16 protein-coding genes are annotated in these 25,586 nt (G+C 69.7%); 11 read left to right on the top strand and 5 right to left on the bottom strand.

Going from position 1 to position 25,586, the window contains the following annotated elements:
* Window positions 1-71: 71 nt before the first annotated feature.
* The 3 genes from WMF44_RS21905 to WMF44_RS21895 form a co-directional block, all read right to left on the bottom strand.
* On the bottom strand, window positions 72-731 hold the full coding sequence (locus WMF44_RS21905) for a hypothetical protein (RefSeq protein ID WP_437301046.1): 660 nt from the start codon (window positions 729-731) through the stop codon (window positions 72-74).
* A 231-nt stretch (window positions 732-962) separates the two neighbouring features.
* Window positions 963-1,571 (bottom strand): 50S ribosomal protein L11 methyltransferase, encoded by a 609-nt coding sequence (locus WMF44_RS21900; protein ID WP_437301045.1) that lies wholly within the window; start codon window positions 1,569-1,571, stop codon window positions 963-965.
* 133 nt (window positions 1,572-1,704) lie between these two features.
* Window positions 1,705-2,559 (bottom strand): fibrinogen-like YCDxxxxGGGW domain-containing protein, encoded by an 855-nt coding sequence (locus WMF44_RS21895; RefSeq protein ID WP_437301044.1) that lies wholly within the window; start codon window positions 2,557-2,559, stop codon window positions 1,705-1,707.
* Window positions 2,560-3,263: 704 nt separating this feature from the next.
* Between WMF44_RS21895 and WMF44_RS21890 the strand changes: the two genes are divergently transcribed.
* The 11 genes from WMF44_RS21890 (at window position 3,264) to WMF44_RS21840 (ending at window position 23,026) form a co-directional block, all read left to right on the top strand.
* On the top strand, window positions 3,264-4,583 hold the full coding sequence (locus WMF44_RS21890; RefSeq protein WP_437301043.1) for a CmpA/NrtA family ABC transporter substrate-binding protein: 1,320 nt from the start codon (window positions 3,264-3,266) through the stop codon (window positions 4,581-4,583).
* A 78-nt stretch (window positions 4,584-4,661) separates the two neighbouring features.
* The gene (ntrB, locus tag WMF44_RS21885) at window positions 4,662-5,459 is read left to right on the top strand and encodes a nitrate ABC transporter permease (protein ID WP_272092815.1); all 798 of its coding nucleotides are present in this window, start codon (window positions 4,662-4,664) and stop codon (window positions 5,457-5,459) included.
* Window positions 5,460-5,464: 5 nt separating this feature from the next.
* Window positions 5,465-6,295 carry an ABC transporter ATP-binding protein gene (locus tag WMF44_RS21880; RefSeq protein WP_437301593.1) on the top strand — a complete coding sequence of 277 codons (831 nt, stop codon included), beginning with the start codon at window positions 5,465-5,467 and terminating at the stop codon, window positions 6,293-6,295.
* Complete coding sequence (locus WMF44_RS21875; RefSeq protein ID WP_437301042.1) at window positions 6,292-7,173, top strand: ABC transporter ATP-binding protein; 882 nt, start codon at window positions 6,292-6,294, stop codon at window positions 7,171-7,173. The genes WMF44_RS21880 and WMF44_RS21875 overlap by 4 nt, the downstream gene beginning before the upstream one ends.
* A gap of 383 nt (window positions 7,174-7,556) precedes the next feature.
* Window positions 7,557-9,287: a hypothetical protein gene (locus WMF44_RS21870; RefSeq protein ID WP_437301041.1), complete on the top strand. Its 1,731-nt coding sequence runs from the start codon at window positions 7,557-7,559 to the stop codon at window positions 9,285-9,287.
* Window positions 9,288-9,343: 56 nt separating this feature from the next.
* Entirely contained in the window at window positions 9,344-10,585 is a 1,242-nt protein-coding gene (locus WMF44_RS21865) for a vWA domain-containing protein (protein WP_437301040.1), read from the top strand.
* Between the two features lie 361 nt (window positions 10,586-10,946).
* A complete protein-coding gene (locus WMF44_RS21860; RefSeq protein WP_437301039.1) occupies window positions 10,947-16,016 on the top strand; it encodes an AAA family ATPase in 5,070 nt (1,689 codons plus the stop codon).
* A 185-nt stretch (window positions 16,017-16,201) separates the two neighbouring features.
* Window positions 16,202-17,224 carry a sugar-binding protein gene (locus WMF44_RS21855; RefSeq protein ID WP_437301038.1) on the top strand — a complete coding sequence of 341 codons (1,023 nt, stop codon included), beginning with the start codon at window positions 16,202-16,204 and terminating at the stop codon, window positions 17,222-17,224.
* A gap of 79 nt (window positions 17,225-17,303) precedes the next feature.
* Window positions 17,304-18,830, top strand: coding sequence for a sugar ABC transporter ATP-binding protein (locus tag WMF44_RS21850; RefSeq protein ID WP_437301037.1), 1,527 nt, complete (start codon window positions 17,304-17,306; stop codon window positions 18,828-18,830).
* A gap of 45 nt (window positions 18,831-18,875) precedes the next feature.
* Window positions 18,876-20,012, top strand: a complete 1,137-nt coding sequence (locus WMF44_RS21845; RefSeq protein ID WP_437301036.1) for an ABC transporter permease — start codon at window positions 18,876-18,878, stop codon at window positions 20,010-20,012.
* A gap of 386 nt (window positions 20,013-20,398) precedes the next feature.
* The gene (locus WMF44_RS21840; protein ID WP_437301592.1) at window positions 20,399-23,026 is read left to right on the top strand and encodes a glycoside hydrolase family 15 protein; all 2,628 of its coding nucleotides are present in this window, start codon (window positions 20,399-20,401) and stop codon (window positions 23,024-23,026) included.
* A 31-nt stretch (window positions 23,027-23,057) separates the two neighbouring features.
* On the opposite strand, the gene WMF44_RS21835 is transcribed toward WMF44_RS21840, so the two are convergent.
* Together WMF44_RS21835 and WMF44_RS21830 are read right to left on the bottom strand one after the other, a co-directional pair.
* Window positions 23,058-24,248, bottom strand: coding sequence for an ATP-binding protein (locus tag WMF44_RS21835; RefSeq protein ID WP_437301035.1), 1,191 nt, complete (start codon window positions 24,246-24,248; stop codon window positions 23,058-23,060).
* Window positions 24,245-25,531 (bottom strand): sensor histidine kinase, encoded by a 1,287-nt coding sequence (locus WMF44_RS21830; protein ID WP_437301034.1) that lies wholly within the window; start codon window positions 25,529-25,531, stop codon window positions 24,245-24,247. The genes WMF44_RS21835 and WMF44_RS21830 overlap by 4 nt, the downstream gene beginning before the upstream one ends.
* Window positions 25,532-25,586: the final 55 nt, after the last annotated feature.

The following is a 25,586-nucleotide window of genomic DNA, read 5'->3' as shown; positions in this document are numbered from 1 at the left end:
CCGTCGCTGTCGACAGCGCCCTCGGGAGCGCTCCTCGCGACAGGGCCGTTCAGCCCGCGGAGCTCCGCGCATCAGTCCCAGCACGCCGACAGCCGGACGTGGATGGCCCCCTCACCGGAGCCGGTGCAGGCGTCGAGGCAGATTCGGGACGCGCCCTCGCCGAAGTACGATCCATTCACGCCGTCGGCGAAGTACGCCGCGATGCAGTCGCAGTCGGTGCAGCCGTCGTAGGCCGGGAGAGCCGTGCAGATGTCGTGGCCGTCGCAGCCCAAGTACTCGGCCTTGTGCTCGCACGCCTCGGTGCCGCGGTCGCAGTTGGTCTCCCCACACCGGAACTCGTCGGCGCTGGGCTCAGGGTCGGCGTCGGTGCAGAAGAACCAGGGCGGCTCCCCCTCGTCGTCCGTCTGGCAGCTCTCGCAGACTTGATGCGTGCCGCAGACCGCGTCGCCGCACGCCGTCCCACCACCTCCGCCAGTCGCATCGCCGCCGCCGGTGCTCGTGCCGCCGCCCCCGCCGCTCGCCTCGCCCCCGCCGCTCGCGCCTTCACCTCCGGCGCCCGTCGTCGTCGTGCCGGCGTCGCCGTCACCTCCGCCTGTCGCTCCCATCGCCGTTGAGGTAGCCGTTGACGCGGTGCCGCCGCCTCCGCCCGGGTCGCCGTAGATGTAGTCGCCGCATGCGGCGACCGTGAGGAGGGAGAGAATCATCGAGGCGAGGAGCGGGCGCGAGGTCATGTGCCGCGACCAAGCAGCTCTCGTACCGTCACGCAACACAGCGGAATTGCACGCCGGTGCCGGAGCGCTCGTTCCTCATCGGCAAAAGCTGGCACAGCTGGGCACATCCAGGGCGGCACCCTGGTCCGCGCGGTGTTTGATCCGTGAGCTCGAACGAACGACCGCCGCCGGGCATGGAATCGTCATCTCCGGGGGGACGCGGCGGCTCGGATAGCGCCCAGGCACCTCGGTTCACGCGGCTCCGGCATCGGCGCGGGGCTCGGCGTTGCGCCACACGAGCGCGCGCCACGCACCCCGCTCGAAGATCTCCGGTCGACGCTCGGCGAGGAGCGGCGCGTAGCGCGCGACGATCTCCGGAACGTCGGTGGACACGAGCCCCGAAAGGATCAACGTCCCGCGCGGCGCCAGGCGAGCCACGATCCGAGGGGCGAGCGCCGAGAGGACCTCGCGAAGGATGTTGGCCACGACGATGTCGAACGTCCCGTCCGGCCACGTCGTCGCGAAGCGCACGCGCGCCTCCACCGCGCTCCGCCGCGCGTTGTCCGCCGCGATCGCGTTCGCGGCGGCGTCGATGTCGACCCCGATCGCCTCGCCGCCGAGCTTCGCGGCGCCGATCGAGAGGATCCCCGTCCCGCTCCCCACGTCGAAGAGGCGGAAGCCGCTGCGCGGCGCGAACGACGCGAGCGCCTGGAGGCACATCCGCGTGCTCTCGTGCCGGCCGTCGCCGAACGCGTGGCTCGGGCCGAGGACGATGGTGCGCTCGTCGACCCCCGCGTCCCGCGGATCGATGATCACGCGGAAGCGAGGAGGCACATCAACGATGGTCGAACGGTCGCTCATGGGTCGTCGGAGTCTGCCACCGCGGTGGCCGGAGCGTCATCCGTACCGTGGGCCCCGGGGGCGCCGAGCGGCGGGGGCTCTCGGCGCGCCGCCCCGGTCCTGCGGCGAGCGCTCCGACCCAGGTGGGCCGGGCTCACCAGCGGGTCCAGCGGGAGATCCGCTGCACACGCGTGTACCCGCTGCCGTCATCCGAGAGCCCGTACGAGGTCGCGTCCGGAGTGCTCATGTGCGGGCCCCAGCCCTCGTCCTCGATCGGCTCATCGTCGTCCGCGCCGAGGTTGTAGACGAAGCAGTGCCCGTAGTGCTGCGTGACGCCCGCATAGGCGCCCGCGCAATTGCCGTCGTCCTTGGTGTCTGCGTCGAAATCCGGCGACGACCATCCGGTGCCGAATTGCCATGAAAAGAGCTGCTCATCCCCGCCGACCCGTATCGGCGTGAGGAGGTGCATGTCCCCGGTGTCGATGCCCTCGGCGGTCGCCCGCATCACCTCGGCGACGGTCCCTGCGATGTCCTCGATCTCGTCGCGGTATTCCCGGCCGGCGATGTACAGCGACGGCTGGTAAAGGTTGTCGCCGAGCGACGGCGTCCCCTTGGTGGCGAGCCGATCGGCATACAGGATCTTCCAGAACGCGAGCGTCGCGCCGTCCGCTGACCCGACGCTGTTGTAGACGAGCGCCCAGCGATCGCCGTCCACAGGCTCACCGCAGTAGACCTCGGCCTGCTCCTCTGGGCCGGGCCCGTCGGGATCGAGCGTGTAGACGCCGCTCGGGGCGCTCTCGGGGACGGCGCCGCACCGGTCATAGACGCACCCTTCGCTCGCCTCCTCGGCGCAGTCTTGCCCGCCGGCGCCGCCGCCACCTCCACCCCCACCGCCGGCGCCCCCGCCCGCCTCCAGGTGGTAGGGCCCATCGAGGCCGGCGAGGGAGGTGCACCCGCCCGCCACGAGGCACGCCGCCGCCCCCACCCACGCCGCGGACCCGCTCGTCATCGTCGCTCCCATGACCTGCTGCCTGCCGCATCCCACCCGCCGGATTGGCGTGGCGCTCCTCCCGCGCCGCGCGGACGCTACAGCCTCACCCCAGGCCTGGCAAGCAACCGGTCCGTTCGCGACGCTCCCCGACCGCTCGCTCGGGCGCGCCGCTGCCCCGCAGTCATTGAAACTGAAGACGAAGGCGGCGTGACGAGCGTAACGAACATGACGAACATGACGAACATGACGAACATGAAGTGAATGAAGAAAAAATATCCTACAGAAACTTCATAGAAACAGGCGCCCATGCATCGTCCTTGGCAAATCCTGGGCCCGTGAATGGCTGAGGCCATCCAGGGCGCACACCCGCGGCGAGCGCGAGCTCACCCTGCCGATCTCGCCGCGGAGCTGGCCTAGGACACCGATCAGCTTGGCAACCATAAAAATGAGACGCCAGAAGACGCCCAAAGACGCCAAAAGACGCCACGAAAACAATAAATTCTGGCGTCTTTTGGCGTCTCTTGGCGTCTTCTGGCGTCCCAACTTCTCGCTGTCTGCGTGCGGCTTCAACCCGTTTGTCGCTCTAGCTCATCCTCGAACGAACAGGCGATTTCGCGGACGGCGCCTCCGGAGCGCAGCCCGTCCAGTCTGCCCCGACCGGCGGGCGTGCCCCTCTCCATGCGCCCGAGGCTCCACGGTCATCCCAGCAAAGGATCTTTGGAATGAAGAGACGAGAACCTGCGCGTGAGGCCCCGAGCGCCACGCCCCTCCACCGCCGGCGTTTCCTCGGCGGTGCGCTGGCGCTCGGGGGAGCCGCGCTCCTCCCCGCTTGTGAATCGCGGTCCGAAGCGTCGGCGAAGCCCGCGGCGAACGCCGCGCCCCTCATCCCGGACGCCGCCAAGCCCGAGGTGCCCGATCTGCGCTTCGGCATCATCGCGCTGACCGACTGCTCTCCTCTCGTGATCGCCCACGAGAAGGGGTTCTTCAAGAAGTACGGCATCAACGCGACCATCGTGAAGGGCGCGAGCTGGGCGGCGATCCGCGACTCGCTCTCGAACGGGGATCTCCAGGCGACGCACATGCTCTTCGGCATGCCGCTCGCCTCGACGATGGGGCTCCTCGGATCGCCGAAGATGCCCATGGTCATCCCGTGGCTGCTCAACCGCAACGGCCAGGCGATCACGATGAAGAGCGACCTCCGGGGCAAGGTGGCCGGAGATCCCAAGGCGCTCAAGCCGTTCGTCGAGGAGGCGAAGGAGAAGGGGGCGCCCATGACCTTCGCGATGACGTTCCCGCCTGGAACGCACGCCATGTGGACTCGCTATTACCTGGGCGCGGGCGGCGTCCACCCGGACAAGGACGTCGCGCTCGTGACCATCCCGCCCGCCCAGATGGTCGCCAACATGAAGGTGGGCAAGATGGACGGCTTCTGCGTCGGCGAGCCGTGGAACGCCAGGGCGATCTCCGACCAGATCGGCTACACGGCCGTCACCACGCAGGAGCTCTGGAAGGACCACCCCGAGAAGGTGTGCGCGTTCACCGCGGAGTTCGCCGGCAAGAACCCGAAGACGGTGAAGGCGGTGATCAAGGCGCTCCACGAGGCGAGCGTCTGGCTGGACAAGCTCGACAACCGCCCCGAGCAGGCGGACGTCGTGTCGAGGCCCACGTACATCAACTGTCCGCCGGAGCTCATCCTCGGCCGGCTGCAGGGGCGCTACGACTACGGCGACGGGCGCACGAAAGAGGACAAGGACTACATGATCTTCAGCGATCGGGGCTGCAACTACCCGCAGCCCAAGTACGCGCTCTGGTGGCTCAGCCAGTTCCGCCGGTGGGGCATGGTGGAGGGGAAGCCGGATTACGAGGGCGTCGTCAAGCAGGTCATGCGCCCCGATCTCTACGAGGAGGCGATGAAGGAGCTCGGGGTCGCGCACGGCGGCCGGAGCGACGCGCCCGAGACGCTGTTCGACGGCGTGACGTTCGATCCGAAGGACCCGGAGAAGTACGCGACGTCGTTCCAGGTCCACGCCCTGAAGGGATGAACCCACATCGCCATCGCCGCGCCGGCGGGAGGCGCGGCGGCGGAAGCGGAAGCGGAAGAAGCGGAAGAGGAGTGCTGCATGAGCGAGGCGAAGGCGATCTCTCCGAGGATTCGAGTCGACCACATGATCCTGCCCCTCTTCGGGGTGGCGTGCGTGATCGGGCTGTGGGCCGCCGCGAGCAGCCTGTGGACCCAGACGCTGCCCTCTCCGCTCAAGACATGGGAGGTGAGCAGGCCTTACATCTTCGAGCCGTTCGAGAAGCGGGGAGAGCTCGACCAGGGCATCCTCCGCTTCACCTGGTACTCGCTCCAGCGGGTCGCCAAGGGCTACACGCTGGCGATCCTCCTCGGGACGCCGATCGGCTTCTTCCTGGGCGCGTCGAGGCTGTTCAGGTCGAGCTTCGATCCCATCATCCAGATCCTCCGCCCGGTCTCGCCGCTCGCGTGGCTCCCGCTCGGCCTCGTGCTCTTCCAGAAGCCCGACCCCGCCGGCGTCTTCACCATCGCGATGTGCTCGATGTGGCCGACGGTCCTGAACACCGCGCTCGGGGTGCGATCGATCCCGCAGGACTACATGAACGTCGCCCGGGTGCTCCGGCTGTCGCGCATGAAGACGCTGTTCAAGGTGCAGCTCCCCGCGGCGCTCCCCTACATGTTCACGGGCTTCCGGCTCAGCCTGGGCATCGCCTGGCTCGTCATCGTCGCCGTGGAGATGTTGACCGGCTCGCCCGGGGTCGGCGGCTTCCTCTGGCAGGAGTACAACAGCCTCATCTACGAGCACATCATCCTGTGCATCATCACCATCGGGGTCGTCGGCTTCCTCCTGGACGCCCTGATGAGCCTCGTCGAGCGCCGGCTCAAGCTGGCGGGAGCGTGACGTCCATGCCGCTGGTCGAGCTCTGCAACGTCGGGAAGAGTTATGGTGGCGGGGCCACCCGCACCGAGGTGCTCAGGGACATCCACCTGGAGATCGAGAAGGGCGAGTTCGTCGCCGTCGTCGGCTATTCTGGCGCCGGCAAGACGACGCTCATGTCCCTCATCGCCGGGCTCCTCAGGCCAGACACCGGGGAGGTCAAGCTGAACGGGAAGGTCGTCCTGGGGCCGGGCCCCGACCGCGGCGTCATCTTCCAGAACTATTCTCTCCTGCCCTGGCTCACGGTCTACGAGAACGTCTACCTGGCCGTCGACCAGATCTTCGGCTCCTGGCCGACGGACAAGAAGCGGGAGCACACCGAGCGCTACATCGCCATGGTGAAGCTCACCGAGGCCCGCGAAAAGAAGCCGGCGCAGCTCTCCGGCGGCATGCGCCAGCGGGTCTCGGTGGCGCGGGCGCTCGCCATGGATCCGGAGGTCCTCCTGATGGACGAGCCGTTCGGCGCGCTGGACGCGCTCACCCGCGCGACGCTCCAGGACGAGATCGCGCGGATCTGGCGCGCCACCCGGAAGACGGTGCTCCTCATCACGAACGACGTCGACGAGGGCATCCTCCTCGCCGACCGGATCGTCCCGCTCAGCAAGGGCCCTCGGGCCACGCTGGGGCCAGGGATCACCGTCGATCTCGAGCGCCCTCGGGATCGCAAGGCCCTCAACCACGATCCGCGGTTCAAGGAGATCCGCGGCGCGGTGATCAGCTACCTGCTCGGCCCGGGCGCCGGGCCCAAGGCGGGCGAGAGCGCGCCCGATGCAGCGCGGAGCGCGGAGGCGGTCGCATGAAGAAGTACCTCGAGATCTGGAATATCACGAAGACCTTTCCCACGCCGAAGGGCCCCTCGGTCGTCGTCAGGAACTTCGATCTGAACCTGAGGAAGGGAGAGTTCCTGTCCCTCATCGGCCACTCCGGGTGCGGGAAGTCCACCGTGCTGTCGATGGTCGCGGGCCTCTCCGAGATCACGAGCGGCGGTATCGTCCTCGCGGGCAGGCAGATCCAGGGCCCTGGCCCGGACCGCGGGGTCGTGTTCCAGTCGCCCTGCCTCCTGCACTGGATGACGGCGCTCGAGAACGTCCTGCTCGGGGTCGAGCAGGTCCACCGGCAGAAGAGCAGGAAGGACTGCATCGAGATCGCGACGCACTACCTCGGGCTCGTGGGGCTCGAGGAGTCCATGCACAAGAAGCCGCGCGAGCTGTCGTCGGGGATGCAGCAGCGGGTCGGGCTGGCGCGCGCCTTCGCCCTGTCGCCCAAGATGCTCCTCCTGGACGAGCCCTTCGGCATGCTCGACTCGCTCACCCGGTTCGAGCTCCAGGAGGTGCTCATGAACCTGTGGGCGGAGGACCAGAAGACGGCGCTGATGGTCACGCACGACGTCGATGAGGCCCTGTTCCTGTCGGACCGCATCGCGATGATGACGAACGGCCCGGGGGCGCGGGTCGGCGAGATTCTGGAGGTCCCGTTCCCGCACCCGCGGGACCGCCAGGAGGTGCTGGAGGACCCGATGTACTATCCTCTCCGAGAGCGGCTGATCACCTTCCTCGAGGGCCAAGCCCACAAGGAGAAGCCCGCCGAGGAGAGCGCCCGAGAGTCCGTCCCGGAAGGCGCCGTGAAGACGGGGCGGTTCTGGAGCGCGCTCTGGAAGGGGACGAGGACATCAGCGTAAGCGGGAGAGAAGGGAACGGGCGGCCGTGCCGGGCTGCCCCATGAACGTGCCTCTCCAGACAGACTGCATGTCCTCTCCTCTCGAGGACTGTAGAGCGTACAGCGTCGCTTCCTCCGTCGAGGGCTCTTTGCGACGAACCTCACCAAAGCGCGGATTGCGGTCTCGCTGACCGTTCGGGGCAGAGCTCATCACGACCAGGCGAGCGCGAGCTCTGCGCTGCGCGCGCAGGTGCGCGCAGCGCTCACGAGGCTCACCACCTCCGACAAAAATAGAGGGAGAGGGGCATGCCCTGAAACAAAAGCCATACGGACAAGCTGGAGTTGCGCGAATGTATCCTCTCTTCGACTGCGTCGGTTGCGGCGAGCGATCAAGCGAGGAAGTGCATGCGCGTATCTCGAATCTTCGCGGCTGTCGGCATCGTAGGGCTCTCTTTCGCCTGCGGCTCGTCCGAGGGCACCGGCTCGGGAGGCGAAGGGGGTGTCGCCACCACGTCAGGCCCCTCCAGCGGCGTGGCCGGGGGCAGCTCCTCCGCCGGTGGCTCCGGAGGGACCAACGCTGGCAGCGGCGGGACGACTGGAACGGGCGGCGGCGGCGAGACGACCGGAACGGGCGGCGCCAGCGCGACGGCCGGCTCTGGAGAAGGCGGCGCGGGCACGGGCGTGGGTGGCGCAGGCACCGGCGGCGCGGGCGGCGCGTTCGCCAGCGGGACGGGCGCCGGCGGCACGGACGGCGTCGGCGGCGCGGGCGGCCCTGACACGGGGGTCGAGGTGCCGACCTGCGCGCCTTTCGGGTCCACGTGCGCGCGCTCCGGAGATTGCTGTTCCGGCATCTGCGACAGCGCGACGAGCACCTGCGCGTCGCCGCTCAGCGTCTGCCTCGGGACAGGCGCCGCTTGCGAGGAATCCTCGGAGTGCTGTGGCCTCAACTGCGCTTCGGGCAGGTGCAGCGCGACCGCCTGCGTCCCCGATGGATCCGACTGCACGGCAGGCGGCGCCGCGTGCTGCAGCGGCATGTGCGTCGGCGGGACGTGCAGCGACGTCAACGGCGCCACGGCATGCCAGACGGGCGGCAACCCGTGCACCGAGGACAGCCAGTGTTGCTCCCAGCTCTGCGGGCGAGACAACCGCTGCGTCCTCTACTCCTCGTTCTGTGTTCAGCGCAACGACGTCTGCAAGGGCGACAGCGACTGCTGTACCGGCGTATGCGTGAAGCGGAACACCTCCGATCCCGCGGGTTACTGCGGCGCGGAGCCGTCGACGGCGAGCCGCTGTAGCAGCGGCGGCATCGACGGCGCGGTCTGCGACAGCTGCGGCTTCTGCTGCAGCCGCGTCTGCGCGCCGTACGGCCCCACCGGGATCGCCGTCTGCCAGCCGCCGAGCGGCTGCCGCGTGAACGGCGCCCTGTGCCGGCGCAACGAGGACTGCTGCGGCGGCGATCCCACGGCCGCTCTGCCGGGCGCGGGCAGGGTCGTCTGCGACACGTCGGGGGATCCGGACGGGGAGATCGGCCGCTGCCGCAACCCGAACGGCTGCACGCCCCAGGGCGGCGTCTGTCACTTCAAGGACAGCTATTGCTCGGATACGTCCACCAGCGCCCCCAACAACTGCTGCGGCTACCTGGGGAACGCCAGCAACTGCCGCCTCGACGCCCTCGGCGTGCCTCGGTGCAACGCGCTCACGGCCTGCCGCCAGGGAGGCGAGGATTGCGCCTCCGCCGACGACTGCTGCGACGGCGCTCCCTGCGTGCGGAATAGCGAAACCGGCAAGCTCCAGTGTTACGACACGCCAGGAGGGACGGGGCCCCAGTGTGTCACGGCGGGCGGACCCTGCACGAACAACGGCGACTGCTGCGTCGGAACCACGTGCGCGTACGAGCCGGGCTCCCTGTCGGGCACGTGCACGACAGACTCCCCGTCAGGCGCGACAGGGAGCTCGAGCGCGACCGGCGGAACGGGCGGCGCAGGCGGCGCAGGCGGCGGCGGTGGCTCGGACGGGGCGGGCGGCACCCCGCCGCGATGCGCCGAGTACGGGCAGCTCTGCGGCGCCACGTCCGACTGCTGCAACGCCGGAACCGTGCAGTGTTACAACGGCATCTGCCGCATTCCTCCGGGCTGACGCCGCGTTCGGGCGCGTCGACTCGTGTCGATTCACTCGTGTCGAGGAGAATGGATATGACCGGCAAGAACCGCGGGATCCACGCCCGCTCCTTGTTCCTGACGTCGCTCTGGTGCCTGGGCTGGGCGCTCGCGTCGGGATGTTCGGGATCGGATCGCGGGACGGGCGCGGGCGGCGACGGCTCCGGAAACAGCGGCTCCGGAAGCGGCGGCGCCGGTGGAACGGACTCCGGTGGAACGGGCGGCGAGCCCTCCCTCGGAGGCGGCTTCATCGCGACCGGGCCGGGCGCCAGCTCGGGCGGCGGGGAGGGCGGCGGCGACTGCGGCGGCCAGCAGGTCGAAGCTCAGCCGCGGCAGGTTCACCTCGTGATCGTGCTCGATCGCTCCGACAGCATGACCAAAGCGTGGGAAGCGAGCGATCGCTGGACGATGATGAAGGGCGCCGTCGGCGCCGCGCTCGACGTGATCCAGGACAGGATGTCCGTCGGGCTCCAGCTCTTTCCCTCCGACGAGCACTGCGGCATGCCGGCGGGGGAGGACCTGAGCGTGGCCGTGGCGCCGGGCGCGACCTCTGTCCCCGCCATCAAGACCCTCCTGGATGGCACGGACCCCGGCGGCGCGACGCCGACCGCGGACGCCCTCGCGCGCGCCCTCGGGTACCTCACCGTGGGCGCCGGCGGCGCCCTCGAGGGCGACAGGTACGTCCTCCTGGCGACCGACGGCGGCCCCAACTGCAACCAGGATCCGGCCATGACCTGCGAGGCCGCGACCTGCACCACGAACATGGATGGGGACTGCCCTTCGGGCATACCGAACTGCTGCGTCGCCGGCTTGACGGACGTGTGCCTGGACGACGTGCGCACGGTGCAGCGGGTGAAGGACCTGCGCGCGGCCGGCATCAAGACCTTCGTCGTCGGCATCCCCGGCGCGACGGCCTATGCGAATGTGCTGGACCAGCTCGCCGTCGAGGGCGACACGGCCACGTCGGAGACCTCGCCCCGTTATTTCGAGGTGGTGGACGCGGCGAGCCTCGGCGATACGCTGACCGGCATCACGCGGGATCTCGTGAGGACCTGCGCGCTCTCGCTGGAGACCGAGCCGCCCGACCGCGCGAAGGTGAACGTCTTCATCGACGATGAGGTGCTGCCGAAGCCGGGCGACGACGGCTGGGATTACGACGATTCGACGACCCCGCCCACCCTCGTGATCAAGGGCGCCACGTGTGAGCACGTGAAGTCCATGGGGGCGGAGAGCGTCCGGGTCGAGTTCGGTTGTCCCACCGTCGAGGTGCCGCAATGACCTGCGCCCGCGACGCGCCCTCCCGGCGCGCCGCGTGATCGACCTCCTCCAGCCCTCCGAGAGCCAGCCCACATCGCATGAAGCGCCGCGCTAGCGCGCCGCACTGCCGCGCTCGGTGACGGGCGCGAACGCCAGACTCCGTCCGAGTTGGATGTCTAGCGCACAAATACTGAAAAATATTGCCCTGGACGAATCAATGTTCCGATTTCGGTGGTGACTCGGGAGCACCGATCTAGACATAATCCGCCCATGGTGCGCTTGTGCGAGAACACCGTCCGTCCTGTCTGCTCGATGCGAGCAGCAGCGGCGGCGGGCCGGACCAGCGCCCCGGCGAGGTGAGATGCTCTCCGCGACCTGTTCCGTGAGCCAGCCGATCTACGTCGACTCGAGCATCGAGGTGTTCGAAGGAACCTGGGGTGACGAGCGCAAGCCCGCTGTCTTCAAGGTCCTGAAGAGCGAGTTCCCGAGCGCGCGTGAGCTCGCGGCGCTCCGGCACGAGTACAACGTGCTCTGCGCGCTCGACGTCGACGGCGTCGTCAAGGCCTACGGGCTCGAGAAGCACAGGAACGGCCTCGCGCTCGTGCTCGAGCGGCCGAGCAGGACGACGCTCCACGACATCCTGCGCGCCGGCCGGCTGGAGCTCAAGGCGGCGTTGACGATCGCCCGCTCGGCGGCCCGGGTCCTCGACGAGTTCCACCGCCGCAAGGTGATTCACAAGGACATCAAGCCGCACAACCTCCTCGTCGACCCGGACACGCTGGAGGTCCATTTCGTCGGCTTCGGCATCGCGACGCTCCTCCCGCAGGAGACGCAGCAGGCGATGAGCCCCGAGGCGCTCGAGGGGACGCTCGCGTACATGTCGCCGGAGCAGACCGGCCGGATGAACCGCGTGATCGACCGCCGCACCGACCTCTACTCGTTCGGCGTGACCCTCTATCAGATGCTCACCGGCGTCGTGCCGTTCACCGGCAGCGACCCGCTCGATCTCATCCATGGCCACATCGCGCGGACGCCGGTGCCGCCGCCCGAGCGAGTCCCGGGCGTGCCCGACGCGGTGTCCCGGATCGTGATGAAGCTCCTCGAGAAGAACGCGGAGGACCGGTACCAGAGCGCCTTCGGGCTCTTCGCCGATCTCGACGCGTGCCTCCGCCAGCTCTCGACCTCCGGCGCCGTTGCGCCCTTCGCGCTCGGCCTGCGCGACATCCCCGATACGCTGCGCATCCCGCAGAAGCTCTACGGCCGCGCCGAGGAGGAGCGCGCGCTGCTCGCCGCCTTCGAGCGCGCCGCCGGCGGGGAGGGCGAGCTCCTGCTCGTGTCGGGGTACTCGGGCATGGGCAAGTCGGCCCTGGTGAACGAGATGCACAGGGCCATCGCCCAGCGAGGCGGCTACTTCACCGCGGGCAAGTTCGAGCAGCTGAACCGCGGGGCGCCGTACGCCTCGCTCGCGCGCGCCTTCCGGGAGCTCCTCCGGCACATCCTCACCGAGCGACCGGAGCTGCTCGCGCGCTGGAGCGCGGCGCTCGGCCGCGCGGTCGGGAGCGCCGGCCAGCTCCTCGTCGACCTCATCCCGGAGCTCGAGTGGATCATCGGCCAGCAGCCCCCGGTCCAGCAGCTGCCGCCGGCGGAGGCGCAGGGCCGCTTTCACGCGACCTTCAAGGCGTTCGTCCGCGTCTTCGCGACCGCCGAGCACCCCCTCGTCCTCTTCCTGGACGACCTGCAGTGGGCCGACCCTGCCTCGCTCAAGCTGCTCCAGGTCCTGGCCGCCGATCCAGAGCGCGGCCACCTGCTGCTGCTCGGCGCCTTCCGCGACAACGAGGTGTACGCGGCCCACCCGCTCCGCGTCGCGCTCGACGAGATCGAGAAGGCGGGCGCGCCGCTCCGCGAGCTCAAGCTGGGGCCGCTCGCCCTCGCCGACGTGATCGCGCTGCTCTCGGACGCGCTCTCCGCGGCCCGCGCGGACGTCGAGCCGCTCGCCCGCGTCGTGTTCGACAGGACGCAGAGCAACCCGTTCTTCGTGCGGCAGTTCCTGGGCTCGCTCCACGCGGAGGGCCTGCTCCGCTTCGAGAAGGGCGCCTGGACATGGGAGCTCGACGGCATCCGGCGGCGCACGGTCACCGACAACGTCGTCGACTTCATGGCGCGCAAGATCGAGGAGCTCGAGCCGGAGCTCGTCCGCGTCCTCCGCCTCGCGGCCTGCATCGGGCACGAGTTCGACCTGCGCACCCTCGCGGTCATCAGCGAGCGGCCGGCGCACGAGACCGTGGCCGCGCTGTGGAAGATCCTGCAAGAGGGCCTGATCGCGCCCGTGGACGCCGACTACCGCCTCGCGCACGCAACCGACGCGACGGACGACGAGGCCCAGGCCGGCGTCGACTGGCGCGTCACCTACCGCTTCCTGCACGATCGCGTCCAGCAGGCGGCGTACTCGCTCATCAGCGAGGATCGCAAGCGCGAGGTCCACCTCAGGATCGCGCGGCTCATGCTCGCCAGCTGCGAGGGCGCCGCGCGGGACGATTCGCTCTTCGCCATCGTGAACCACCTCAACATCGCGGCGCCCATCGTGACCTCGGCCGCGGAGCAGGCCACGGCCGCGGAGCTGAACCTCGCCGCCGGCAGGAGGGCCAAGGCCGCCACCGCCTACGAGGCGGCGGCCGGCTATTTCCGCGCGGGGCTCGGGTTTCTGCCCCACGGCGGCTTCGACGACCACTACGAGCTCGCCCTCGCGCTCCACAGGGAGCGCGCCGAGGTCGAGTCGCTGTGCGGCGCCTTCGAGGAGGCCGAGCGGCTCTGCGCCGCGGCGCTCGCGCGCGCCCGGACGGCCATGGACAAGGTCGCTGTCCTCCTCGTCCAGGCGAACCAGTACCTGCTCCAGTGGCGCAATCACGAGGCGACCCTGGTCCAGAAGGCCGGCCTCCGGCTCCTCGGCTGTCCGATCCCCGAGGCCCGGGAGGAGGTCGCCGCGCTGCTCGAGCAGGAGCTCCGGGCGGTGCCCGTCCTCCTCGGCGCGCGCAGCATCGAGGAGCTCGCCCGCGCCCCGAGGACGACGAACCCCGAGCACCCCGTGACGCTGGAGCTGCTCGTGAACCTGTTCTTCGGGGCCTACAACTCGAGCGACCAGACGCTCGCGAACCTCGCCATCGTGAAGATGGTGACGCTCTCGCTGCAGCACGGGAACAGCGATATGTCCGCGTTCGGATACGTCGCGTACGGCATGGTGGTCGGCCCGCTGCTCGGCGAGTACGAGACGGCGTACCGGTTCGGCAAGATGGCCGTCGAGCTCGCGGACCAGCTCGACAACCTCGTGCTCCGGGCCAAGACCTACCACATCTTCTCCGCGGACGTGCACAGCTGGACGCAGCCCCTGCGGAAGGCAGATCCCTATTACGACCGGGTCTACGACCTCGGGCTCCAGGCCGGCGACTGGACGGCCATGGGGTACATGATCAGCCAGAGCGGCTCGGACCGGCTCACCTACGGGATGAACCTCGCGGAGCTCTCGCAGCTCACCGAGACGCACCTCGCGTTCCTGCGGCGCGCGCGCAGCCATGACATCATCGACATCCTCCTCGCGGGCGTGGTCCAGCCCCTCCGGTGCCTGCAAGGGCTGACGAGGGGCCGGCTCAGCTTCGACGACGACGGGTTCGACGAGGCGTCCTACGCGGCGAAGCACGGCGGCTCGCCCTACCACATGGGGTGGCTGTACTACGCGAAGATCCGGAATGCCTACCTGTTCGGCGACAGGGCGAGCTTCGCCGATCTGATGCCGAAGCTCGCCGTGATCGAGGGCGCCTTGCCGACGCACGCCAAGGTGCCCGAGGCGACGTTCTACGCGGGCCTCATGCGGATCGCCGCGTGGGAGAGCGCCGAGGGCGCGGCGCGGCGGGAGCACGAAGCGCACCTCTCGCGGCTCCTCGGGCGGATGAAGCGCTGGGCCGACGCCGGGCCGGACAACGTGCTTCACAAGCACCTGCTCCTGCTCGCCGAGCAGGCCCGCGTCGAGGGGCGGCGGGCCGAGGCGATGGACCTCTACGAGCGGGGCATCGAGGCCGCGCGCCAGGCCGACTACGTCAACAACCAGGCGCTCGGCAACGAGCTTTACGGCAGGTTCTGGCTCGCCCAGGGCAGGGTCGAGTTCGCGCACATCTTCCTGCGCAGGGCGGTTTACCTGTACGATCGCTGGGGGGCGACCGAGAAGGCCAAGGCGCTGCGCGACGAGCTCGCGCCGGCCGACCCCTCGGCCCTGGGCCAGCCTCTTCCGCTCTCGCCGACCGGCACCGCGCTCCAGGGCCTCGTCGCGGGGGAGAGCTTCGATCTCGCCACGGTCCTCAGCACCGCCCAGGCCATCTCGAGCGCGATCGTGCTCGACAAGGTGATCGAGCAGGTCCTGCGCAGCGTGATCAAGAGCGCCGGGGCGAGCCGGGGGTTCCTCATCCTCGCGCGCGGCGAGGTGCTGACGGTCGAGGCGATGATCGCGGTCGGCCCCGACACGGTGAGCCTGGGCCTCTCGATGCCCCTGGAGGCGCGCCTCGATCTGGCCCGCTCGGTCGTGCATTACGTGGCGCGCTCGCGCGAGGCGCTCGTGATCGGGCGCGCGGACGACGACCCGCGCCTCGCCGGCGATCCGCACGTGATCGCGCGCCGGCCGAAATCGATCCTGGGCTTGCCGCTCCTGCACCAGGGCCGGCTGAGCGGGGTGCTGTACCTGGAGAACCACCTCGCCGAGCAAGCGTTCACCGCCGATCGCATCGAGCTCTTGCGGCTCCTGTCCTCGCAGGCGGCGGTGGCGGTCGAGAACGCGCTGCTCTACGCGGACCTCTCGGCCGTGAGCGCCGAGCTCCGTGAGGCCAACGAGCGGCTGGAGCAGGAGGTGAAGCAGCGGACGGAGGAGCTCTCTCTGGCCAACGTGCGCCTCTCCGCGCAGAGCGCCGAGCTCCGGGACGCCAACGTGCGCCTGCTCCACGAGCTCGGCGAGCGCGAGCGCGCCGAGGCGGCCCGGGCCGAGCTGCAAGAGGAGGTGATCCGCTTCCAGCGGGCGAAGATCTCCGAGCTGTCGACCCCGCTCGTGCCCATCACGAGCGACGTCATGGTCATGCCGCTCATCGGCACGCTGGACGAGGAGCGCGCGCAAGACGTGCTCGAGACCCTGCTCGACGGCGCGACGAGGAGCGGCACCCGCACCGTCATCATCGATGTCACGGGGATCAAGGGGGTCGATCAACGCGTGGCGAACGCCCTGCTCAAGGCGGCGAACGCCCTCCGGCTGCTCGGGGTCCAGGCGGTGCTGACGGGCATCCGCGGCGAGGTCGCGCAGGCGCTCCTCCGGCTCGACATCGACATGTCGCGCGTCGTGATCCGCGGGACGCTGCAGAGCGGGATCGCCTACGCCGTCGGCCGATCGGGCGGCATGAGCGCGCCGGGCACGCGGCCATAGGGGGGCGATGCGCGCGGCGATGCGCGCGTCGAATCGTGTAGACACGTCCGGAGCGGATCGCGCATCATGAGCTGGCCAGTTGACCGGGGGTTCCTGCTCTGTCGTGGCCCGCGCGGCGGCACGAGGCGTATGGGCCCGTCGCGCGAGGCGGCTCTTGTCGGGTGGACGGGTGGAGGGGAGAGCGCATGTTGAAGAGCATCGGTCGGTTCATCGTCGGGGTCTGCGTGGCGGCGGGGCTCGCGGCCCTGGGCTGCGACAACGGCGGCGCGCCCGCGGCGGGGGGCAAGCCGAAGCTCGCCTACATCACGAACGGCGTCGCCCCGTTCTGGACCATCGCCGAGAAGGGCGTCATCGACGGCGCGAAGGAGCACGACGTCGAGGTGAGCGTCGTGATGCCGAGCGACGTGAACGACCAGCTGCACCGGGTCGAGGATCTCCTGATCCGCGGCGTCGACGGCATCGCGATCAGCCCGATCGACGCGGAGAACCAGGTCCCGCTGCTCAACAAGGCGGCCGCGAAGACGAAGCTCATCACGCAGGACTCGGACGCTCCGAAGAGCGATCGCATCGTGTACATCGGCATCGACAACTACGTCGCTGGCCGGATGGCGGGGCAGCTCGTGAAGGAGGCGATCCCCGGCGGCGGCAAGGTGGCCATCCTCGTCGGGCGGCTCGAGGGCGACAACGCCCGCAAGCGCCGTCAAGGCGTGCTCGACGAGCTGCTCGATCGAAAGGACAATAGCGCCGGGAACGACCCGCTCAACCAGGAGCTGAAGGGGGCGAAATACACCATCGTCGCGACCCTGACCGACCAGATCGACGCCGCCAAGGCGAAGGGCAACGCCGAGGACATGATGTCGGCGCACCCGGACCTCGTGGGCCTGATCGGCCTGAACGCGTACCACACGCCGGCCCTGCTCGAGGCGGTGAAGCAGGCGGGGAAGATGAGCTCGATCCAGGTCGTCGGCTTCGACGAGCAGGACGCGACGCTGCGCGCGATCCAGGACGGCGAGGTGGTCGGCACCGTGGTGCAGAATCCGTACATGTACGGCAAGGAGTCGGTGCGCGTGCTCGCGGCGCTCGTGCGGGGGGACAACTCCGTCGTGCCCCAGGACAAGTTCATCTCCCTGCCGGCCCGGCAGATCCGCAAGGGCAACCTGGACGCGTTCTGGGCCGATCTGAAGCAGAAGGCGGGCAAACAACCGTGAGCCTGGCGCCGGGCAGCGCGGCGCCCGCGCGGCGCGCGCGCCCGAGCCGATCCCGGCGACGCTCGACGCGCCGACGCGAATGACAGCCTCCTCGCCTGAACCGGACGCGACGCCGCTGCTCGAGGCGCGCGGCCTGACCAAGCGCTTCCCCGGCGTGCTCGCGCTCAGCGGCGTGCACCTCGCGCTCGGCCGGGGGGAGGTGCTCGGCATCGTCGGCGAGAACGGCGCTGGCAAGAGCACCCTCATGAAGATCCTCGCCGGCGTCGAGGCGCCCGACGCCGGCGAGATGCTCTTCGACGGGCGGCCTGTCGCGCTCGGCTCCGTCAGGGAGGCGCTCTCCCTCGGGATCGCGCTCATCCACCAGGAGCTCAACCTGGCGGACAACCTCGATGTCGCGGCCAACATCTATCTCGGCCGGGAGCCGCGGCGGGGCGGCTTCATCGACGAGGGCAGGATGGAGCGCGAGGCGCGGGCGATCATGGCGCGCGTCGGCCTCGCGTGCTCGCCGCGCGCGCTCGTCGGCGGCCTGTCGCTCGGGCAGCGGCACCTCGTCGAGATCGCGAAGGCGCTCTCCGCGAACGCGCGGGTGCTCATCATGGATGAGCCCACGTCGTGCCTGTGCCCGCACGAGGCGGAGGCGCTCTTCCAGGTGGTGCGGGAGCTCCGCGCGGGCGGGATCAGCGTCGTGTACATCTCTCACCGCCTCGGCGAGGTGAGGGCGCTCTGCGATCGCGTGCTCGTGCTGCGCGACGGCGAGAACGCGGGCGAGCTCGCGCGCGGGCAGGAAATGAGCCACGAGCGCATCGTGCGATTGATGGTGGGCCGCGATCTCTCGCAGTTCTATCCGCACGTCCCGAACCCGCCCGGCGAGCCGGTGCTCGAGGTCTCCGGCCTCCGGACGCCGAGGCACCCCGGGCGAGCGCTCTCCTTCACGGTGCGCGGCGGGGAGATCGTCGGCGTGGCCGGGCTCCTCGGCGCGGGGCGCACGTCGCTGCTCCGGACGCTGTTCGGCGTCACGCCGGCGGCCGGTGGCGCCGTCCGCGTGGCCGGGCGGGCGATCTCGCCGCGCGCCCCGCGAGACGCCATCGCCGCCGGGATAGGCCTGGTCCCGGAGGACCGCCAGCAACAAGGCATCATCCTGGAGATGGCGATCCGGGCCAACGTGAGCCTCCCGAGCCTCGGCGCGGCGCAGCGCTACGGCGTCCTCGACCGCGCGGGCGAGCGCCGGATGTCGGCGCGGATGATCCGGGAGCTCGGCGTGCGGACGCCGAGCGACGTGCAGCCGGTGCAGCACCTGTCCGGCGGCAACCAGCAGAAGGTCGTCATCGCAAAGTGGCTGTCGATGTCGCCGCGCGTGCTGCTCCTGGACGAGCCGACCCGCGGCATTGACGTCGGCGCCAAGCACGAGATATACCAGCTCATGGAGCGATTGGCAGCGAGCGGCATGGCCACCCTGTTCGTCTCCAGCGACATGGAAGAGGTGATAGGCATGTCCGATCGTGCGCTGGTGATGCACGAGGGGCGCATCGCCGGCGAGCTCGGCCGCGCCGAGCTGAGCGAAGAGGCGATCATGCAGCTCGCGACAGGCAGCGACGCCGCGGCGTGACGCGGCGTGACGCGGCGTGACTACTACCCATCGAGGCCAGAGAGCATGTCTGTGACGACGACACATGATCTCCGGGCGCGCGGCGCCGCGCCCGCTGCGCTGCTCGTGCCCAGCGCGCGGCGGAAGGTGCTCGGCGTCTTCTGGCTCCTCCTCGCCGTGTCGCTCGGCACCGCGCTCCTGAACGGGAGGTTCCTCCTCGCGGAGAACCTCGAGAACCTGATCCGGAGGACGGCGCTGTTCGGCATCCTCAGCATCGGGGCGGGCTTCGTGATCATCACGGGCGGCATCGACCTGTCGATCGGGTCGGTCGTGGCGCTCGCCGGCTGCATGCTGCCGTGGCTCCTCTCGGTGCAGCACTGGCCGGCGTCGCTGGCGGTGCCCGTGCTGCTCGGCATCTCGCTCTGCATCGGGCTCGCGCACGGGCTGCTCATCACGAAGCTCCGGCTCCAGCCGTTCGTCGTGACGCTCTGCGGGCTCCTGCTCTACCGGGGCACCGCGCGCGGGATCTCCGGCGATCAGACGCAGGGGTTCGGCGTCGGGTTCGAGTCGCTGCGTTACCTGTCGGTCGGCAGCCCGCTCTCGGTCCCCGTGCCGTTCCTCTCGTGGATCTCCGAGGGGCGCTTCAGCCCTTACGCGGTGCACCCGTTCACCGGCGTGAAGACGCGGCTCGCGCCGATCACGTGGATCGACATCCCGATGCCGTTCCTCCTGTTCCTCGCGATCGCGGTGGCGGCGTCGATCTTCCTGAACCGCACCGTCTATGGCCGCTATCTGATGGCGCTCGGCCGCAACGAGCAGGCGGCCCGCTACAGCGGGGTCGACACCGACAGGATGACGATCCTCGCGTATGTCCTCTGCTCGGTGCTCGCCTGCTTCGGGGGCATGCTGTTCGCGCTGGAGGTCAACTCGGCCCAGCCTGTCGATTTCGGCAATTTCTACGAGCTGTACGCGATCGCCGCGGCCGTGCTGGGCGGCTTCAGCCTGCGCGGCGGTGAGGGCGCGGTGCTGGGCGTCATCCTGGGCACCGCCCTCATGCAGGTGCTGCGCAACGCCATCAACATGCTGGGCGTCCCGACCCAGATCGAGTTCGCGGTCATCGGCGCCGTCATCCTGATCGGCGTCATCGCGGACGAGGTGGTCAGGCGCTACGCGGCGGCGAGGCGCAAGGTGGTTGGCGCGTGAGCTGATGAGCTCGCGGCGGCGAGGTCGGCGCCGCGCTCCGTCGCGCATGGAGCGCAGCGTCTCTGTCCTTGCCAGGAGCTCGGCATGGCGGCGCGCAGGTGCGCGCAAGCGCGCGAAGATCGCGTGCTACGCTACAGCATTGCTGGCGTCCCACGCGGAGCCGGAGCGAAGCGAGCGCAGGGGGCCCGGGCCGCGATCCGCCGGTTCCACGTAAAAACATCAACCAAGTCGCTGGCTTACGGTAGCCGTGGGGCGGTCTTCACGCGACGGCCACCCGATGGAAGGGGAATGGCGTGATGCTGAAGCGCATTTCTTGTGACACTGCAATTGTTTGCCTGACACTCGGGCTCGCGGGCTGCGCGCTCGACACGGAGGCAGAGGAGCCGATGGCCGGGGAGTCCGCTGTCCCGTTTCCGTTCGGCACCGCCGGCAGGGCCCCGTCGAAGGCAGAGGCCCTGAAGGCGCTCGGCGCCGGCATTGCCGCCAAGGGGGTCGGGGTACCCTCTGTGTGGGGACCTGCGGAGAAGTCGTTCCTAGGCACCTCGACGACCGCGGCCTCGAGGGTCTACTTCACCGGTCATCGCGGCATCGTGTCCGAGGTGTTCTATCCGGTGCTCGACACAGTGAACACCGTCGATCTGCAGTTCCTCGTGGGGGACACGGCGAAGACCTTCGTCGACGAGGAGAAGCAGCAGAGCTTCACCGTGACCCAGCCGGACAAGCGGTCCATGCGCTGGCAGGCGACGACGACGAACAGCGCCCACAACTGGCGGATCACCAGGACCGTCTTCACCGATCCGGGGCGCCACGCGTTGATCCAGCGCGTCCGGTTCGACGCCCTGGGCGGCAGGAACGTCACGCAGTTCAACCTCTACCTGCTCCACAACCCGGCGATGGACAACTCCGGGGCCGGCGACACGTCGAGGACGGTGGAGGCAGGGGGGCGCACGCTGCTCGTCGCCTCGGAGAACAGCCGCGCCTCGGCGCTCGCCGCGTCGCGCCCATGGAAGGTGGTGAGCGGCGCGCCGATGGTGTCGAGCGGCTTCGTCGGCGAGTCGGACGGCTGGACCGACCTGCTCGGCGGGAACGTCGACAGGACCATGACCTGGCGAAACGACCTGGCGAGCGGCGGCAATGTGGCGCAGATGGGCTGGATCGACCTCGGCACGAGCGCCGTCACCAGCGTCTCGTTCGACGTCGTGCTCGGCTTCGGCGCGACCGAGACAGAGGCGGCCGCCACCGCGAACGCGACGCTCGGCAGCAGCCTGAGCGCGCTGCAAACCACCTACGACAACGGGTGGAAGACCTACGCGGCCGGGCTCAGCAGCCAGAGCGCCACAGCCGACGACCAGTATTACCTCGCGGCGATGTCGCTCAAGGTGATCCAGGACAAGTCGAACGGCGCCATGATCGCGGGGATGGGAACGCCCTGGGGCGAGACCAACGGCGACGGCAATAGCGGCGGCTACCACCTGGTCTGGGCGCGCGATCTGTTCAAGTTCGCCAGCGCGCTGGTGACGGCCGGCGACACAGCGACCGGGACCTCGGTGGTCAACTACCTGTTCAACACGTTGCAGCAGTCGAGCGACTGCGGCGTCGCCGAGTACAACGCGCCGGGCTGCCCGCAGGGCTACAGCCGCGTCGGCCGCTTCCCGCAGAACGCCTGGGTCAGCGGCTGGCAGTACTGGCAAGGCACGCAGATGGATGAGCAGGCGATGCCCATCCTCCTCGCGTGGCGGCTCGGACCTTCCGTCTACAACCCGCTCTGGAAGAAGATCAAGAAGACGGCCGACTTCATCGTCAACACCGGCCCATGGACCCAGCAGGAGCGGTGGGAGGAGAACGCCGGGTACTCGCCGTCGACCATCGCGGCGGAGATCGCGGGCCTCGTCTGCGCCGCGACGATCGCGCGCGCGAACGGCGACACCACCAGCGCGGCGCGCTACATGGCCGCCGCCGACCACTGGCAGCAGAGCGTCGACCGCTGGACGTTCACGACCACGGGGTACCACGGCGACGGCCGGTATTACATCCGCATCAACCCCTCCGCGCGGGGCAACACGGGCAGCGGGCCGCAGGTGTACAACCCGGTGTCCGGGCCGGACGCGGCGGTCCGCTTCACGATCGGCAACGGCGGCGGCACGCACGACCAGCGGTACATCGTCGACGGCGGGTTCCTCGAGCTCGTGCGGATGGGGGTGAAGCGGGCCGACGATCCCTCGATCGTCGCGACGCTGCCCGAGTACGACGCCATCCTGAAGCGGACCATCGCCGGCAAGGGTGAGGCGTGGTTCCGCTACAACTACGATGGATACGGCGAGAAGAACGACGGCGGCAACTTCGACGGAAACGGCGGCCGGGGCCGGCTGTGGCCCATCTTCACGGCCGAGCGCGGCATGTTCAAGATCGCCAGCACGGGTGTCGGCGCCGACGGCAACCCCTACCTGACCGCGGTGAAGGCGTTCTCGACGCCGCAGGGCTTCATCCCGGAGCAGGTATGGAGCGAGTCGACGGACGTCACCGGCTGGTCCGTCCAGAAGCCGGCGAACGTCGCGGCGGGCACCCCGACGCGGTCGATGAGCCCCCTGAACTGGGCCATAGGCGAGTACATCAGCCTGGTGGCGTCGATCCGGGCGGGCAGGGTCGTCGATGTCCCTTCGGTGGTCTGTGACCGCTACAACGCGTGTGGGGTGCCGCCCGGCTCCGGCGAGGCAGGCGTCACGGTCAACGTCACCGCGACAACCGTGGTCGGCCAGCACATGTACGTCACTGGCAACACCGCGGCGCTCGGCAGCTGGAACACCGATCTCGGCGTCCCTGTCGATCCGCGCGGTTACCCCGTGTGGACGAACCGCGTCAACCTGCCGGCCAGCAGCGCGCTCCAGTACAAGTACTATCGCAAGAACGCCGACGGCACCGTGACCTGGGAGAACCTCCCGGGCGGCGGCAATCGCACGATGAGCACGCCCGCGTCCGGCGGGGCGCTCACGGTCAACGACACCGTGAGCTGGTGAGTGGTCGGCCAAGCGCGGCGCGCGGGCGAGCCTACGCCGCGGGGCGCTCGGGCTCGCAGGCGCGCCCGGCCTTCGTCGGGAGCGTGAAGAACACCCGCGTTCCCCGGCCGAGCTCGCTCTCCACGCGGATCGCGCCGCCGTGGCGCTCGACGAGGTTCTTGCAGATCGACAGGCCGAGCCCCGTGCTCTTCTCGCCGCCGGTCGACCGGGTGCTCGTCCTCCGGAACTTGCGGAACAGGCCGCTGATCTCGTCCGGGTGAATGCCCAGGCCCTGATCCTCGATCATCACCTCGACCGCTTCACCGAGCCTCCGCGCGCGCACCGTGACCGTCGTGCCCGGATGAGAGAACTTGAACGCGTTGCTGAGCAGGTTGCTCAGGACCTGCTCGATCCGCGCGACGTCGCAGCAGACGAGCGGGAGGTCGGCGGGCACGTCGACGTGCACCGCGATCCCCTTCCGGCCGGCGCCGTGCTCGTTCAGGGAGACAGCCGCCAAGAGGATGCCTCGCAGGTCGGCCTCCTGCAGGTGAAGCCCGCCGTTCCCATGCTCCAGCGTCGTGATGTCGAGCAGGTCCTCGAGCAGCTGCAGCGCGAACTCGGCGTTGTCCTGGATCTTCAGGGCGTAGCGCCGCGTGTCCTCGGGCCCCACGCCGGCGCCGGCCAGCTGCATCTTCGAGAACCACTGGATCGCCGCGATCGGATTGCGCAGATCGTGGGCGGCGACGCCCATGAGCTCATGGGTCCTCTGGGTCACCTCGGCGAGCTGCTGGTTCTCGAGGTGGAGCGCGTCGGCGCTCGTCTTGAGGCTCGAGAGGAGCCGCTGGCAGCGGCTGATGCGCTCGTGCTGCGCGAACGCGTCGCTCACGATGCCGGCGAGCTCCGGCGGATCCCACGGCTTGGAGATGAACCGGTACACGCCGCCCTCGTTGATGGCCTGGATGGCGGCGCTCGTGTCCGCATAGGCGGTCATGAGGAGGCGGACGGTCTCCGGGAATTCGGCCCTGAGCCTCACGTAGAGCTCCGTGCCCGTCGTGCCCGGCATCCGCTGGTCGCTGAGGACGACAGGGATGGGCCGATCGCGCAACATCGCGTGACCCTGCTCGGCGCTCTCCGCGATGAGGACATCGTAGTCGCGCCGAAGTTCGCGGCGGAGCGCCTTCAAGGTCTCGGGCTCGTCGTCGACGATGAGCAGCGCGCGCCGCTCGCCGGAGGCGCGCGTCATCGGTCGGTCTCCTTCGGGAGCGTGATCGTGAAGGTGCTGCCCACCCCGGGGGTCGATCGGACGGTGATGGTGCCGCCGTGCTGATCGACGACGATCTTGTGGGAGATGGTGAGGCCCAGCCCCGTGCCTTGCCCGACGGGCTTGGTCGTGAAGAACGGATCGAAGATCCGGCCGAGGACATCAGGGGTCATCCCGGCGCCGTTGTCCTCGAACTCCAGGGCGATCCGGCGCGCTTCGTCGCGCTCGCGGATCACGATGCGACCGTTCCCCCGGCCCCGGCACTCGACCGCCTGGGCCGCGTTGATGAGGAGGTTCAGGAACACCTGGCTGAGCTCCGCCGGCTTGCAGCGCAGCATCGGCAGCTCGGCCCACTCGACCGTCACCTGGACGCCGCCGTCCTTCAGCGCCGGGCCCGCGATCGCGAGGGTGCTCTCCAGGCACTCCTTCAGGTCGCAGCGCTCCTCCTCCGCCCGGTCGATCCGCGTGAAGGTCCTGAGGTCCTCGACGATCTTCTGCACGCGCGCGAGGCCGCCCAGCGTGCCTTTCACGAGATCCCCCGTATCCTCGCGCAGAAAGTCGGGCTCGACCTCGGCGCGGAGCGCCTCGGCGAGGCCCTTCACGTCGTCCGAGCCCGCGCTGACGGCGGCCCGCTCGAGCGCCTCATAAGCGGCGAACAGCCGATCGAGCGACTCTGCCAGGGTGTGCACGTTGCTGCGGACGAAGGCGAGCGGGTTGTTGATCTCGTGGGCCACGCCGGCGGCGAGCTTGCCGAGCGCGTTCATCTTCTCGGAGTGGACGAGCATCGATTGCGTGGCGCGCAGCTGCTCGAGCGACCGCTCGAGCTCCTTCTGCTCGGAGACGAGCCGCCGCTGCAGGCTCGTGATCCGCGAGTTGAGCGCGGACACCTCGGCGACGACGCGCTCGAGCTCGATGACGTCGAACTCGGCGAGGATCAGCAGGTCGTGGCCGAGCCGCCAGACCTCTCCCCGGAGGCTGTGCGCGATGGACCGGAGATCCCCGAAGTGCAGCATGCCGCGGTAGATCGGCTCCTCGGCGCCGCGCCCGGCCGCGGCGAGCTGCGCGAAGCTCGGGCTGACGAGGCGAGCCTCGGCGCGACCCGGCTCGCCCGCCGCCCCGAGCAGCCGGCGCATGCCGTGGTTGGTGAGCCTCGGCGCGCCGTCCGGCGCGAACACGCCGATCGCGAGCGCGGTCGAGGCCATGAGGAAAGCGGCGGCGAGCTCCGCGATCGGACCGCCGAGCTCGTGTCCAGGCGGCGGGGTCACGAGCGGTGCCCCTTCGTTTTCTCCTGCGCTTTGCGCCATGCGCGGTTCCATCGGA

The organism is Sorangium sp. So ce426, from assembly GCF_051475585.1.
In the GTDB taxonomy this organism is placed as follows: domain Bacteria; phylum Myxococcota_A; class Polyangia; order Polyangiales; family Polyangiaceae; genus Sorangium; species Sorangium cellulosum_B.
The sequence above is the reverse complement of the archived record's forward strand: the minus strand, read 5'-3'. Positions and strand labels throughout refer to the sequence as shown.

What these genes read in the sequence shown, in the direction of transcription:
- WMF44_RS21905 (WP_437301046.1), bottom strand. Translation starts at nt 731, where the DNA reads ATGACCTCGCGCCCGCTCCTCGCCTCGATGATTCTCTCCCTCCTCACG.
- WMF44_RS21900 (WP_437301045.1), bottom strand. Translation starts at nt 1,571, where the DNA reads ATGAGCGACCGTTCGACCATCGTTGATGTGCCTCCTCGCTTCCGCGTG.
- WMF44_RS21895 (WP_437301044.1), bottom strand. Translation starts at nt 2,559, where the DNA reads ATGACGAGCGGGTCCGCGGCGTGGGTGGGGGCGGCGGCGTGCCTCGTG.
- WMF44_RS21890 (WP_437301043.1), top strand. Translation starts at nt 3,264, where the DNA reads ATGAAGAGACGAGAACCTGCGCGTGAGGCCCCGAGCGCCACGCCCCTC.
- ntrB (WP_272092815.1), top strand. Translation starts at nt 4,662, where the DNA reads ATGAGCGAGGCGAAGGCGATCTCTCCGAGGATTCGAGTCGACCACATG.
- WMF44_RS21880 (WP_437301593.1), top strand. Translation starts at nt 5,465, where the DNA reads ATGCCGCTGGTCGAGCTCTGCAACGTCGGGAAGAGTTATGGTGGCGGG.
- WMF44_RS21875 (WP_437301042.1), top strand. Translation starts at nt 6,292, where the DNA reads ATGAAGAAGTACCTCGAGATCTGGAATATCACGAAGACCTTTCCCACG.
- WMF44_RS21870 (WP_437301041.1), top strand. Translation starts at nt 7,557, where the DNA reads ATGCGCGTATCTCGAATCTTCGCGGCTGTCGGCATCGTAGGGCTCTCT.
- WMF44_RS21865 (WP_437301040.1), top strand. Translation starts at nt 9,344, where the DNA reads ATGACCGGCAAGAACCGCGGGATCCACGCCCGCTCCTTGTTCCTGACG.
- WMF44_RS21855 (WP_437301038.1), top strand. Translation starts at nt 16,202, where the DNA reads ATGTTGAAGAGCATCGGTCGGTTCATCGTCGGGGTCTGCGTGGCGGCG.
- WMF44_RS21850 (WP_437301037.1), top strand. Translation starts at nt 17,304, where the DNA reads ATGACAGCCTCCTCGCCTGAACCGGACGCGACGCCGCTGCTCGAGGCG.
- WMF44_RS21845 (WP_437301036.1), top strand. Translation starts at nt 18,876, where the DNA reads ATGTCTGTGACGACGACACATGATCTCCGGGCGCGCGGCGCCGCGCCC.
- WMF44_RS21840 (WP_437301592.1), top strand. Translation starts at nt 20,399, where the DNA reads ATGGCCGGGGAGTCCGCTGTCCCGTTTCCGTTCGGCACCGCCGGCAGG.
- WMF44_RS21835 (WP_437301035.1), bottom strand. Translation starts at nt 24,248, where the DNA reads ATGACGCGCGCCTCCGGCGAGCGGCGCGCGCTGCTCATCGTCGACGAC.